11 protein-coding genes are annotated in these 14,533 nt (G+C 45.7%); 6 read left to right on the forward strand and 5 right to left on the reverse strand.

Annotation, left to right across the window (positions count from 1 at the left end; translation table 11 throughout):
• From efp to DVO77_RS00020, 4 genes are all read left to right on the forward strand, one after another.
• Positions 1–555, forward strand: a 555-nt coding sequence (gene efp / locus DVO77_RS00005; RefSeq protein WP_119976839.1) for an elongation factor P, incomplete at its 5' end; no start/stop codon positions are given.
• 273 nt (positions 556–828) lie between these two features.
• Entirely contained in the window at positions 829–2,043 is a 1,215-nt protein-coding gene (locus tag DVO77_RS00010; protein WP_119976840.1) for a pyridoxal phosphate-dependent aminotransferase, read from the forward strand.
• Between the two features lie 202 nt (positions 2,044–2,245).
• Positions 2,246–2,833: a 5'-deoxynucleotidase gene (gene yfbR / locus DVO77_RS00015; RefSeq protein WP_110457910.1), complete on the forward strand. Its 588-nt coding sequence runs from the start codon at positions 2,246–2,248 to the stop codon at positions 2,831–2,833.
• A 46-nt stretch (positions 2,834–2,879) separates the two neighbouring features.
• Positions 2,880–4,205, forward strand: coding sequence for an anti-phage deoxyguanosine triphosphatase (locus DVO77_RS00020; RefSeq protein WP_119976841.1), 1,326 nt, complete (start codon positions 2,880–2,882; stop codon positions 4,203–4,205).
• Between the two features lie 205 nt (positions 4,206–4,410).
• Here DVO77_RS00020 and DVO77_RS00025 read toward each other — a convergent pair whose 3' ends face one another.
• Positions 4,411–5,043: a YchE family NAAT transporter gene (locus DVO77_RS00025; RefSeq protein WP_110458174.1), complete on the reverse strand. Its 633-nt coding sequence runs from the start codon at positions 5,041–5,043 to the stop codon at positions 4,411–4,413.
• A 565-nt stretch (positions 5,044–5,608) separates the two neighbouring features.
• Between DVO77_RS00025 and adhE the strand changes: the two genes are divergently transcribed.
• Positions 5,609–8,209, forward strand: a complete 2,601-nt coding sequence (gene adhE, locus DVO77_RS00030; RefSeq protein WP_119976842.1) for a bifunctional acetaldehyde-CoA/alcohol dehydrogenase — start codon at positions 5,609–5,611, stop codon at positions 8,207–8,209.
• Between the two features lie 199 nt (positions 8,210–8,408).
• Positions 8,409–9,047 (forward strand): 2OG-Fe(II) oxygenase, encoded by a 639-nt coding sequence (locus DVO77_RS00035; RefSeq protein WP_249038072.1) that lies wholly within the window; start codon positions 8,409–8,411, stop codon positions 9,045–9,047.
• Positions 9,048–9,262: 215 nt separating this feature from the next.
• Here the strand turns inward: DVO77_RS00035 and DVO77_RS00040 are convergent, their stop codons facing one another.
• The 4 genes from DVO77_RS00040 to DVO77_RS00055 form a co-directional block, all read right to left on the reverse strand.
• Positions 9,263–9,775, reverse strand: coding sequence for a GDYXXLXY domain-containing protein (locus DVO77_RS00040; RefSeq protein WP_110457914.1), 513 nt, complete (start codon positions 9,773–9,775; stop codon positions 9,263–9,265).
• Positions 9,772–10,869 (reverse strand): DUF4401 domain-containing protein, encoded by a 1,098-nt coding sequence (locus tag DVO77_RS00045; protein WP_119976844.1) that lies wholly within the window; start codon positions 10,867–10,869, stop codon positions 9,772–9,774. The genes DVO77_RS00040 and DVO77_RS00045 overlap by 4 nt, the downstream gene beginning before the upstream one ends.
• A gap of 2 nt (positions 10,870–10,871) precedes the next feature.
• Positions 10,872–11,894, reverse strand: coding sequence for a DUF2157 domain-containing protein (locus DVO77_RS00050; protein ID WP_119976845.1), 1,023 nt, complete (start codon positions 11,892–11,894; stop codon positions 10,872–10,874).
• A 327-nt stretch (positions 11,895–12,221) separates the two neighbouring features.
• On the reverse strand, positions 12,222–14,270 hold the full coding sequence (locus tag DVO77_RS00055; protein ID WP_162924114.1) for a S9 family peptidase: 2,049 nt from the start codon (positions 14,268–14,270) through the stop codon (positions 12,222–12,224).
• Positions 14,271–14,533 lie beyond the last annotated feature (263 nt).

A 14,533-nucleotide genomic window follows, 5' to 3' on the forward strand; every position in this document is an offset into this window, starting at 1 on the left:
ACTGCTCATGAAATCCGTCCTGGTAACGTGATCATGTTAGATGGCAGCCCATGGGTTGTGCAGAAAACTGAAACAACTCGTTCTGGCCGTAACGCGGCTATCGTTAAGATGAAGTTGAAGAACGTGTTGCAAGATTCTACAACCGAAACCACCTTCAAAGGTGAAGACAAGATGGACGATATCATTCTAGATCGTCTAGATTGCACCTACTCTTACTATGCTGATCCTATGTATGTATTCATGGACTCTGAATACAACCAGTACGATGTTGAAGCGGATAACCTAGGTGACGCAGCAGCTTATATCGTCGACGGCATGGAAGATATTTGCCAAGTGACCTTCTACGAAGGCAAAGCGATCTCTGTTGAACTACCAACGACTATCGTACGTGAAGTAACTTACACTGAGCCTTCTGCTCGTGGTGACACATCAGGTAAAGTGATGAAGCCTGCAACTATTGCTGGCGGCGCGACACTGAGCGTAGCTGACTTCGTTAAGACTGGCGATTTAATTGAAATCGATACTCGTACTAACGAATTCAAAAAACGCGCTTAATCTTATTTAAACGTGTAGCAATTAAGCCAGCATAATATGCTGGCTTTTTTATTATATGCTCGCCACAAACTAGATAAAAACTCCACTATTTACCACCAACCAGTACAATCATCTAAATGATCTATTCAAAAATCGCATAAACAGCAGTGTGTGCTGACTTTTGCGTGTCTTTTTGCTTTTAGCCCCTTTCAAATCAGTGATTTTTTCGTTATTGTTCGCAGACTTAAGCTAGTACCACATTTTTAATACGCTGTTAGCATTGACGAGGTTTAGATGCGCCCAATCATTAAGTCCAACAAACTCGATACCGTCTGTTATGACATTAGAGGACCGGTACACAAAGAGGCTCGTCGCCTTGAAGATGAAGGTCACAGGATCTTAAAACTTAATATCGGCAACCCTGCCTCATTCGGTTTCGACGCGCCAGAAGAGATCGTCCGCGACGTGATCCTCAATTTACCCAGTGCTCAAGGCTATAGCGAATCTAAAGGGTTATTTTCAGCCCGTAAAGCGATCGTCCAACATTACCAAAGCCAAGGCTTATTCGGCGTCGACATCGAAGATATCTACATAGGCAATGGCGTGTCGGAACTGATTGTCATGGCCATGCAAGGCTTGCTTAATAGCGACGATGAAGTGTTAGTGCCCTCACCCGATTACCCATTATGGACCGCCGCAGTGCATCTGTCTGGCGGCAAGGCGCAGCATTATCGCTGTGATGAAGAGTCCGATTGGTTTCCCGAGCTTGATGATATCAAGGCCAAGATCACGAGTCGCACCCGCGGCATAGTGTTAATTAATCCCAACAACCCAACGGGCGCTGTGTATTCAAAAGCCTTGCTACTCGAGGTGATTGAGTTGTGTCGTCAGCACGACATCATTTTATTTGCCGATGAGATATACGACAAAATTTTATATGATGGTGCAGTGCATATTCCAGCATCCACTCTCTCTGATGATATCCTCACAGTGACCTTCAATGGCTTGTCAAAATCGTATCGCGCTGCCGGTTTTCGAGTGGGTTGGATGATGTTATCGGGTAACCTTAAAGCGGCGAAAAGCTATATTGAAGGCTTAGATATGCTCGCTTCGATGCGTTTATGCTCTAACGTACCCAATCAACATGCGATTCAGACCGCGCTAGGGGGCTATCAAAGCATAAACGAATTAGTGGCGCCTCAAGGGCGACTGGCTGTGCAACGTGACATCTGTTACGAAATGCTAAATCAGATCCCAGGCGTGAGCTGTAAAAAGCCCCGCGGTGCCCTGTATGCCTTTGCAAAATTAGATGCGAAAAAGTTTAATTTACGCGACGATGAACGCTTGGTATTAGATTTACTGAGAGAGAAAAAAATTCTGCTGGTACAAGGCAGCGCCTTTAATTGGCCCGAGCCCGATCACCTCAGAGTGGTCTTCTTGCCTCACAAGGAAGATTTAAGTAAAGCCATCACTGAACTGGGTGATTTTTTAGCGAACTATCGCCAATGATCACTCCATACGCAGCTAATAACTCTAACAAGCCTAAGTGAGATGTCTAAGCGCATAGACTATGCTAAACAATACCTTATTTGGCTGAGTCCATCACTTAAAAAGCGATCGATATGATCGCTTTTTTTATCAGCTTTCCTCTACGTTTTAATCCATTGGGTGTGTTAATGTAATCATCCAAGTCGTAGAAATAGATTGAAGTATGAGCCATTTATTTGCCCATTTAGCCAGAATGAAATTAATACAGCGTTGGCCGCTGATGTATAACGTCCGTTCAGAGAACGTGCAGGAGCACTCGTTGCAGGTTGCCATGGTGGCGCATGCTTTGGTCGTTATCAGCAATAATAAATTTGCCACAGACTTAAGCCCAGATCGCGCCGCCACCGTGGCGATATTTCATGATGCCAGCGAAATATTAACCGGTGACTTACCAACACCTGTTAAGTATTTCAATAAAGAAATTGAAGCTGAATACAAAAAAATTGAAGCCATTGCTGAACATCGACTGTTAGAGATGGTGCCCGATGATTTTAAAGATGACTATCGTGATCTACTCACAAGCGACAACATAGACCAGCAATATAAACAGATAGTTAAGTCGGCAGACACCTTATGTGCTTACCTCAAGTGTTTAGAAGAGCAGCGAGCGGGTAATCACGAGTTTAACACAGCCAAACGACGTTTATCTGAGTCACTTGCGCAAAATAACGACCCTGCTGTGAAATATTTTATCGATACTTATATTCCCAGTTTTGAACTGAACTTAGACGATATCAATCGCCTATTATAGTGATTGCGCTAAAGCGTGAATAACACCGGCTTAATAAGGAACCAGTATGACGTCAGGCCTTTGGCATGAGCGACGTTTAGGCGAGGATAAACAGCGCCGTAACGATCACCGCAGCCCATATCAACGCGATAGAGCACGTATATTGCATTCGGCGGCTTTTAGGCGTCTGCAAGCCAAGACTCAAGTATTGGGGGTTGGCATGAATGATTTTTATCGAACCCGACTCACGCACTCCTTAGAAGTGTCACAAATCGGCACCGGGATCTGCGCCCAGCTAAAACAAAAATACCCTGAACTACTCTCGCTACTCGACTCTAGGAGCCTGATAGAATCTTTGTGTTTGGCGCATGATTTGGGTCATCCGCCCTTTGGCCACGGTGGTGAAGTCGCGCTGAACTATATGATGCGCAGCGACGGCGGTTTTGAGGGTAACGGCCAAACTTTTCGCATTTTAACCGCATTAGAGCCTTACACTGAGCACTACGGCATGAACCTATGTCGGCGCACATTGCTGGGAGTATTGAAGTACCCAGCCTGTCATAGCCAACTGTATCAGTCACTGCCCAAACCGACGGTCAACAGTTATCGGCAACTCAAGCCGTCACAATGGCAGCCTGTTAAGGGCATTTTCGACGAAGATAAGCCCATTTTAGATTGGGTACTCGCGCCCTTATCAAATAATGATGCTGCGCTGTTTGTCTCTAATACCACCTTAGATCCTAATCAGCACAAACGCACCTTATACAAGTCACTCGACTGCTCCATCATGGAGCTGGCCGATGATACCGCTTATGCTATCCATGATCTTGAAGATGCCATCGTGATGGGCATTGTCACTCAAGCCATGTGGCAAGAGGATGTGGCCGATAAACTCGCTGCAAGTGATGACAGCTGGATAAGGCAAGAGTTTGTTAATATTGGCACTAAATTATTTGCCAGTGAGCACCATCTACGTAAAGATGCTATCGGTACCCTAGTCAACGGCTTTGTCACTGCCATTGAGATTAATGACAATTCCGATTTTAGTGAGCCTTTGCTGCGTTATAACGCGGTATTAGAGCCGGCATTTCAACACGCGCTGGATATACTCAAGCAGTTTGTCTACCGACGGGTGATCCGTAAACCAGAAATTCAGATGTTAGAATACAAGGGGCAGCAAATTGTGATGGAGTTATTTGAAGCCTTTGCCTCAGATCCCCAGCGCCTACTGCCACTCAATACCCAAGAGCGTTGGCAAACTACCTATGATAATAACGGCAATGCACATCGCGTCATTGCCGATTATATCTCGGGTATGACAGATGAATTTGCCGCAAGGCTGCATCAACATCTGTTTAGTGCACGTGCAGGCTCGCTTATCGATTTACAGTAAATGCTGGTTGTCATTTAGCTGCTCACTATGCATGCTTTACTCAATAAAAAAACGCGCCGATGCGCGTTTTTTTATTGAATGGAATCTCTGGCGAGCGATAGTCACTCAAGGATGACGTCGCTGCATAGTGGTATTTTGATGAGTGAACAGTACAAACAAGACTGGAGTCATGGCTAATGCCTAATGCCTATCCAACCCTTTTCCATTAACCCATCAAAGTGGGAAATAAGCCTTTAAAACCTGCGGCAATCACTTCAATACCGATAGATAACATTAATAGACCCATCAAACGGGTGATGACGTTAATCCCTGTTTTACCTAAGACTTTAAAAATAACTGGCGCCATTCTAAATAAAGCAAAACTGACCAGACCAAAAATAATCACAGTGATCCCCATGCCGATGTGTACCATGAAGCTATCGTATCGCGCCGAAGTGACAATCACCGAACTAATTGCACCAGGACCGGCCATCAAGGGTAAGGCTAACGGCACAACCGCAACCGACTCCATGCCCGAAGCCTCGCGATCTTCTTCTTGGTTACGTTTAACTTCACCCAATTTACCTTGTAACATCGACATGGCAATTAAGGCTATCAGTGATCCACCGGCTATCCTAAAGGCTGACAATGAAATGCTGAACATATTTAAGATATGTTGGCCGGCAACGATAGTGACTAATAAAATCACCACTACGGCAAAATTAGCCACTTTGCCCGTATGATTGCGTTCAGCTTCAGTCTGGTGACTGGTTAAGCTAACGAAAACCGGTAACAGCCCAATCGGATTGATAATCGCGACTAAACCAAGAAAAAATTTAACATAAAGTGTTAAATCCAATGCCATGTCCTCAGTGACTTTTAACTAGGTTAAAAAGGTTGCTGGTAGAAAAGGCGCTACTGTACATGATCCGTCAGATTTGCCAAATGAGATTTTCTAACGTGTTTCACATCTTTATCAAAATATCGCGATTTTTTGGCTTTGATACCCCTATCTACGAACTGTCGGCACCATAATCAATCATATCGATAAGCAAGTGTCACTCTAATGTAGTCGTAAATAGTACATATCGCTAGCCAAGATAATGAAGCTATATCTTTGATCTTATTGCAAGCTCATCATTCTATATAATGTGATGCCTAGCGTTTAACGGGGATACCCTTTTTACACACCTAAGCCCTTCTACCTCATGCATACCTTACTTAATCGGAGCTTGAGTCCATGGTTTTTATGGTGCCGATTTAACGGCCATTGCTCAAGCAGTCGTTAGAGCTGTTATTTTATTACGAAAACAGCTTAATTGTGGTGATGATCACTGTGTTTACAAGCTTATTGCTGTAATTTTTATTCACAAAAAAGTTTTAGCAAAACCACATTTTTGCTAAATTTTCTTAAGGAACTCACTATGACGGTCAACAATCAACAGGAACTCAACTTACTGGTGGCAAGGGTCGCTAAGGCCCAAGCCCAATATGCCAACTATAGTCAGCAACAGGTCGATCATATCTTTCGCGCTGCGGCGCTTGCCGCTGCCGATGCGCGGATCAGCTTAGCCAAAATGGCCGTGACAGAAACAGCGATGGGAGTGTTAGAAGATAAGGTGATCAAAAATCACTTTGCCTCTGAATATATTTACAATAAATATAAAGATGATAAGACCTGCGGCATCTTAGCCGAAGATCCAACCTTTGGCACCATCACCATAGCCGAGCCCGTGGGCTTAATTTGTGCAGTGGTGCCCACCACAAACCCAACGTCTACCGCAATTTTTAAAGCCTTAATTAGCCTTAAAACCCGTAACGGCATCATATTTTCGCCCCATCCACGCGCTAAAGCCTCCACCATCAAGGCTGCAAAAATGGTATTGGATGCCGCCATTGCTGCAGGTGCCCCGGCCGATATTATTGGCTGGGTTGATGAGCCCAGTGTCGCCTTATCAAATCAGCTAATGACCCACGATAAGATCAACCTTATTCTTGCCACGGGTGGCCCGGGTATGGTGAAAGCCGCCTACTCTTCGGGTAAACCCGCTATCGGTGTCGGTGCAGGTAATACCCCCATTGTGATCGACGAAACCGCCGATATAAAACGCGCCGTTAGCTCAATATTAATGTCAAAAACCTTCGATAACGGTGTGGTATGTGCATCCGAGCAAGCAGTGATTGTGGTCGATGCCATTTATGACAGTGTCAAACAGCGCTTTGCCAGCCATGGTGGATATATCTTGTCAGCCAAAGAGACCAAAGCGATGCAGAAAGTGATCCTTAACAAAGGCGCGCTCAATGCCGACATCGTCGGCCAAAGTGCGGCAACGATCGCAGCCATGGCCAACATTAAGGTGCCGGCATCGACTAAGGTGTTGATAGGTGAAGTCAGCGAGATCTCGGCATTAGAAGCCTTTGCCCATGAAAAACTCTCTCCTTTACTGGCCATGTATCGCGCCGATGATTTTAATCAAGCGATGGATAAGGCTGAAGCCTTAGTGACGTTGGGCGGCATCGGCCATACTTCTGGGCTGTATACCGATCAAGATACGCAAGATGAGCGAGTCAAAGCCTTTGGTTTTAGAATGAAAACGGCGCGGATCTTAATTAACACCCCGGCATCACAAGGCGGAATTGGCGATCTGTATAATTTTAAATTAGCGCCATCATTGACCTTAGGTTGTGGCTCATGGGGAGGCAATTCCATTTCAGAGAACGTCGGCCCAAGTCACCTGATCAATAAAAAAACCGTGGCTAAGCGAGCTGAAAATATGTTGTGGCATAAACTCCCCTCATCTATCTATTTCCGTCGTGGCAGTTTACCTATCGCCCTTGAAGAACTGAGCGATAAGAAACGCGCCTTAATCATCACAGATAAGTATTTATTTAATCATGGTTACTGCGATGAAACCCTTAAGATCCTTAAAGCTCAAGGCCTCGAAACCGAAGTATTTTATGATGTCGAAGCCGATCCGACTTTGGCGATTGTGAATCAAGGCGCCAAGATGGCACAAAGTTTTCAGCCCGATGTCATTATCGCTCTGGGCGGTGGCTCGCCTATGGATGCGGCTAAAATAATCTGGGTCATGTATGAGCATCCTGATGTGGATTTTACCGATCTTGCGCTGCGCTTTATGGATATTCGTAAGCGTATCTATAAATTCCCGACATTAGGCAAAAAAGCCATGATGGTCGCTGTCCCCACGACCTCAGGCACAGGTTCAGAAGTGACCCCCTTTGCGGTCGTCACCGATGAGAAAACCGGTATGAAATACCCCATAGCCGATTATCAACTCACCCCAAACATGGCCATCGTTGACCCTAATTTAGTGATGGATATGCCCAAATCGTTAACCGCCTTTGGGGGGATAGATGCGATCACCCATGCATTGGAAGCCTATGTCAGCGTGATGGCCAATGAATATAGCGATGGTCAAGCACTTCAGGCGTTAGCGCTGCTGTTTGAACACCTTCCCGACGCCTATATTTTAGGTGCGGACGCACCAATCGCACGTGAAAAAGTGCATAACGGCGCGACCTTAGCGGGTATCGCCTTTGCTAACGCTTTCTTAGGCGTGTGTCACTCTATGGCCCACAAATTAGGCGCTGAATTTCACTTAGCTCATGGTTTAGCCAATGCACTGCTGATAAACAATGTGATTCGATTTAACGCTACCGACTTGCCCACCAAACAGGCCGCTTTTAGTCAGTACGATCGTCCTAAGGCCCTTTGCCGCTATGCCAAGGTGGCTGAACATCTCAAATTAACCGGTAATAGCGATGCACAAAAAGTGGAAGCCTTACTCGAAAAAATCAGTCAGCTTAAGAAGACGATTGGCATTCCGGATTCTATCCAAGCTGCGGGCGTCAACGAAGCCGACTTCTTAGCTAAACTTGACGAACTGGCCGAAGCCGCATTTGACGACCAATGCACGGGAGCGAACCCAAGATACCCATTGATTAGTGAAATCAAGCAATTATTTATCGCGAGCTTTTACGGCAAAGACTATCAAGATAACTAACGTAACAAGCCGAGCGCGTTAACTTCATTTAATGCACGGCACACGATTTTTTATTTAGCCATTAGGCGCCCTCACTGGGCGCCTTTTATATGAGAACTACTGATTAAAATTTTTTGTCTACACTATAAAAATTATTCAATAGGTAAATAAGCGTAACTGGTCTATAACGCCTTACCGCGTCATACTGAAACTTGAATCATTGAACTCACAAGCCAACATACAACTACCCCCAGATATTTTTGACGACATCTGCGATAACATCGCCGCTAAAGGCTACGTAGTGTTGCCAGACCTGTTCCCCTTGACGGTACTCACCCCCTTGCTGGACAATTTAACCCAACTAGACACCAGTGCCTTTAAACCCGCGGCTATTGGTCGCCATAAAACCCAACAGGTGATAGACACTATCCGCGGCGATAAAATCTGCTGGTTAAATAAATCCATGAGCTTCGCCTCGACCTATTTCGATTGGTCAGAACAACTTCGCCAAGCGGTTAATCGCTATTTTTTCTTAGGCTTGTTCGATTATGAAACCATGTTTGCCTATTATGAACCGGGTGCATTTTATAAGCGTCACGTGGATGCCTTTAAAGGCCAATCAAATCGAAAACTGACGTCAATTCTCTATTTGAACCCCAACTGGCAACCAGGGGATGGCGGAGAGTTGCTGATGTACCAAGCCGATGAAACCACACCTTTTGAAACGGTAGAGCCCCGCTTTGGCACCATGGTGATTTTTTTAAGTGAACGTTTTCCTCATGAAGTACTGCCATCCCATAAAGACCGTTACAGCCTAACTGGTTGGTATCGAATTAATGAAGGCATACCGTTAGATTGATCGTCTCACTATTCAGCATAGGGCTTTAAGTCGTCAGATAACTGGGATAAGGTGCACCATACGTTTAGCGACTAAGCTTTGCTGTCGACTTCCCTCGTCTCCCTCAATCCCCATGGGAAAGATAAACAACCAGCGACAACACGCACTTTAAATAAGTTATAATGCCTATCCAGAGGGTTAGAGATAATACATCCCTAACCTCACAGTGGTTCAGCTTATAACTTTTGTAAATGTTGATCGAGCAAGGCATCGAGCAGCAGCTCGCCATTATGGTTGACTCGAAACTCGCCGTATTTCGCCGCAGCAAAATGCTTACCTTTGCCCTCTTCAAAAAAATAGGCATTGGTGGCCAATTTTACTTGGCCGTGGCGCACTCTCACTTGCAGTAACAACTCGTTATCCGCTAAGGCCGTCTTATCGAGATAGCGGGTTTCAAAGCCGATAAACTGTGCCACCAAATTAGGATCACGCCTAACGCGCACATAACCATTGAGGTTTTGTTCAGCCGTAGCAGTGCGGATCGGAGCCGTGATCTGATAATTCAGCGTCATATAGTCACCCTGCATTAACGAGCGAGGATCGACAGGCGCAAGCTCGAGACGCACCACTTCCCCTTTAGCAAGCCAAGCTTCGCGCGTAATAATATCCCAGTTTACGAGTATGAGTAGGCTAGCGCTTAACACCGCCACCAGCGCAATATTCCATTTAACTCGATTGAATGATGTCATAACGCCTCCTGCGTGATCAGTCTCGTAGACCGTGAGAGGTAACGATTTACGCCCCAGCGAGCAAACAATAACACCACACCTAATGCCATTAATAATAGGGATTTTTCTAATAATGAAACTGTAAGAGAATAGTAATAAGCACAAATAAACAGCGGGATACTGACGAGAGCCAAACTCGTAAACACCCGATTATGCAGCTGCAAACCCAGCAACAAAAATAGCACTGCACTGCTTAACCCCGATAGCGGTATGGCCAAAAAACCAATGAATAAAACACCAACCATTGCAGCGTAACCCGCTGGCGTTCTTAATGACGCTTGCCTTTGATTGAAGATAGACTTAACGATAACAACACTCGCAAACACACTGACGAACCAAGGCAGCAACCAAGCCCAAATCGATAACTCACTAATCGCATCATTAAAAAAATCGACTTGCGACACGCCAAGAATAAGTACACCTTGCGTCATTAAGGTCCAGCATATCAACCCGTAGCACAAATAACAGATACGGCCATAATATGCCCCAAAACGCTCTAAACTCAGGCACAATATTATCGCAAGCACTAACATCACCAACGGCAATAGGTTCATCCATTGCCATTGATACAAGATACCTGTGATACACCCACCAATACCTATGCCATTAAGCAGCACGCTCAAGCGATTATTGATAAAAAGACTATGAATACTCAGCAGTGCACCGAAACTGATAAACCAAGCCAGCCTATTGTGATAATCCAGTACTTCCCATAGCCCCCAGCCTATACAGAGTAAACCGCATAAGCCTAACACCAAAGCCAACTGTGACATAAACACCTGCTGGCGAGTCGATTGACGATCAAAGAAGAGGCCCAACAACACAAAGACGCTCCCGATAGTCAATACTCCTGGCGCTATGCTTTCAGTCACCACGAGTGCCATAAAACTGCCCACAAAGCCCAATAAAAACATGGCAGCTATCCATCCTGCGCCCCCTTCTAATAAGGCGAGGTACCAAGGGGACATAAACGGATCCTTTGGCATTGGCGTGTCCACATTGACACAATTAGTCTGCTGCAGTGATTGCCATAATTGTTCCTTTGCAGTTGTCATTTTCACGCCTCCTGACTCGACTGCGCACCATTAAATAATCCACGCACCTTAGTCAACCAAACCGATGCCATCGTAGTGCAGCCGACAACATATAGGCTTAGCAGCAGAAACATATTCATTTCATCATTCGCTCCTATAAACAGCTGCGTGGTGAGCCATACCGTGCTGACTGCAATGGCACTAAAACACACTATGGCTAAGGGAAATAATTGCTGTAATACAAAACGCGATAAGACCAATATCGCTAGGGCATATAACCAATAAAAAGCGAACGAAGCCTTGTTTGTCATATCGGCAGCTTGCCAACAGCCATACCAAGTGAGTGCGCTCAATGCGATGACCACAGTGAGTGATTGAGTGATAGGAGCATTACAGCGACTGAAGCCCAAGGTGGTTGCGCCATAGAAAAAGAGATAGCCTAAGCCGTTACAGACACTGATCACCACTAAAGGGAAAATATCAGCATCGAACCACCATAGCGTTTGCGGCCAGGTCGAAAAATACAACACCACACTGGCATTGCTCAAGAGCAACAGCTTTAACCAGAGCAGATCAAAGCCCGCCAACCATACCAGTGGCAACAGACACAGTGACCAAATCGCAAACAGTTGCCAAGGATCTGCGCCAGTTTGATAGGTTTGCCCAACAAGTGCGAGCAAGGCGCCAATCATAAAACTTAATCCCAGTAAGCTCGCGTTGGCTTTGGTTGCCCCCAAACCCTCGGCGTGAGTGTCTCGTTCTTGCCAGCGAAACCAACCGTAACTACACGAACAAATCAGTAGCAGCGCTTGTACCAGGGCAAACTTGCCGAATTTACTTAAGTCTTGCCAATTAAAAGCCAAGAAAATGATCACTCCGACAGCCAAAAACAGCACGCCAAACCAAAGTAATAATTGGCTTATTTTCTCGCGCCAGTCGACCGTAGCGTGGGACTGTCCCGCCAACATTAACGCCTTAGGCATCTGCTCTGCAGCAATCTCTCCTTGCACATACCAACGCCACACTTGCTCACGCAAATTACTCATTTGAATCTCCTTATCAGGGCTGAGTTTACCAGGCGACTTAGTTCGATAATAACAATCCGATAATACCGCTTATTGGTAGTGGATGTAATAGTAAAATCATTGAGTTAATGATTGGCGAAGGGATAATATATTCATCGCATGCAGCGAGTAGCGGCAAGCTCAAGGCCCCCTATGGGGATACCCAAGCTAAACTTGATGCCAAGCCATCAGCACAATGATATCTGGGTACGTCATCCAGAGCCATTTTTAAGGCTTAGGCTTGATGAACAATAGATATAATAAAGCCAGAACAGATGTTCTGGCTTTATTGTGCACGGGCTCAAAAGGTTACTTTTGTGTCCAGCGATCCATCCAACCTAATACATTCGCGTACCATTGCTCTAGATTGTCCGGGTTTAAGATCCAGTGATTTTCATCAGGATAAATCAGTAGCTCTGACGGGATACCTTTACGCTGCATAAAACTAAATGCCGCTAAACCTTGTCCATAAGGGACACGGAAATCTTTTTCACCGTGAATAACCAGCATAGGAGTCTGCCAGTTATCGACATAGTTCACCGGATTAAACTTCTCATACAGCTCTTTATTATCTTGATAAGTCCCACCGAATTCATATTCGGGGAACCACAGCTCTTCTGTCACATAGTACATAGAGCGCATATCAAATAAGCCCGCGTGGTTAACGAGACACTTGAAACCGTCATTCCAGTTGCCTTGGATCCAGTTCATCATGTAGCCGCCGTAGGAGCCGCCAAGTGCACAAGCCTTATCGGCATCTAACCAAGGTTGCTGCTGGGTAACCGCCGCGAGTCCTTTTTGCAGATCTTCTAACGGCTTACCGCCCCAATCCTGTGTAATTGAGTCGGTAAACGCCTGCCCATAACCGGTAGAGCCGTGGAAATCGATCATCACCACGCCATAGCCCGCTCCCGCCCATAGCTGTGCATTCCAGCGGCTGCTGAAGCCATTACCAAATGAGCCTTGCGGACCACCATGCACCAAGAAGGCGATTGGATATTTAGTCCCCGCTTTGTAATTAGTCGGTTTTATCCAGTAACCGTAAACATCTTCATTGTTCCAGCCTTTAAAACTGAACTGCTGATATTCACCAAATTTAATTTTCGAGAGCTTAGCCTCGTTAACTTGTGTGAGTCGGTTAAGTTGCTGCCCGTCGAGTGCCACGCTATAAAGATCGCCCGGCTCCACTAAACTTTTATGATTAAAGACGATGCGTTCTGATGTCACACCAACCAGGCTGTTGCTGCCTTCGTTGTAGATAGTCTTAACATCGCCAAACTGAGTATTTACCTCAAAAATACTTACCTGACCCACATCCTGAGCTGTCACATACAGGGTGCGATTGTCTGGAGCAAAGGTTAATGAGCTGGGACTACGATCCCACAGTGGCGCGACCTCTTTCTCTTGATTGGTCACCGTATCGCGTAACATGATGCGGTAACGGTCGGCTTCAAAACCCGGCTTGCTCATGGCTAGATAAGCCATATAACGGCCATCTGCCGAGAAGGTCGGCTGCGCATCCCAGGCTTTATTCGCCTCGGTCAGGTTTTTTGCCTCACCGCCAGACACTGGCACTTGCCATAAATCGTAGTTGGTTTGCCATGCTTGAGATGAGCTTGGCGCTTTAGCGCTATAAACCACAAATTTACCGTCAGGGGTAAAGGTCACCTCTTCCATACCTGAAAAAGGTTTAGGAGGTGTTTCGGTATCTAAGCCTTGGGTCACATAGATAGGCGCCGTAATGGGCTTACCATCGAGTTTAGCCACAAATAGGTGGCTACGGGTATGGTCGCCCCAAGTATCCCAATGACGCACCATCAACTGTTTATACTCGCGCCCTGTCGAGCTGCGTTCAGCCTCGGCGGCCAACTTATCGGCCGTGCAACTTAGCTGTTCACATTGTGGAAATACACGCATATTAAGCACGACTTGCTGGCTATCTTGCGATAGCTTAAAGCCTTCAACATCCAATGGTAATTTAGAAATCTGTTTGGCTTCACCACCATCAAGCGCAAGCTCATATAGCTGTGAACTACCATCACGGGCAGCTAGGAAATAGATTTTTTTATCGTCGTGACTAAAAGCAACGCTATGCTCTGTACCTGGCGCCGAGGTCAGCTGCTTCACAGGCTGAGAACCGTCTAACGATTGAATGTAGAGGTCTGATTGTGCCTCACCCTTGTCATCAATTTTTTTAACAGCATAAACGATTTTAGCGCCATCATTAGACAAGGCAGTCGAATGGAGCTTATTCATTTTTACTAGGTGTTGAACCGTAAAAGGCTCTGGTGACGCGGCATTGCTGCCAAATGTCATGCCGGCAGTTGCTAAGGCTAATATGAGTGCAGTTTTTTTCATTGTTATTATCATCTTTTTCAAATGAACGCCGGAATTAACCCGACCTGAGAATGTATATGCGCAAGCACACTAAACAAAAATGGGGGATTAGGCAAGTTGCCTACCCCCCATTTTTAGTTACTTGGTTAATACAAGTGACTAACACAAGTGACTCGCACCTGTAGCGAATCTGTACTTAATGTGCCTAACGATGATCAATAAGTACCGCGAAAAACTAACACTGGCTTGACACATTGATGCTGTGACATAAGCTGGCGTTCGAC

This window comes from Shewanella algidipiscicola (assembly GCF_003605125.1).
Classification (GTDB): domain Bacteria; phylum Pseudomonadota; class Gammaproteobacteria; order Enterobacterales; family Shewanellaceae; genus Shewanella; species Shewanella algidipiscicola.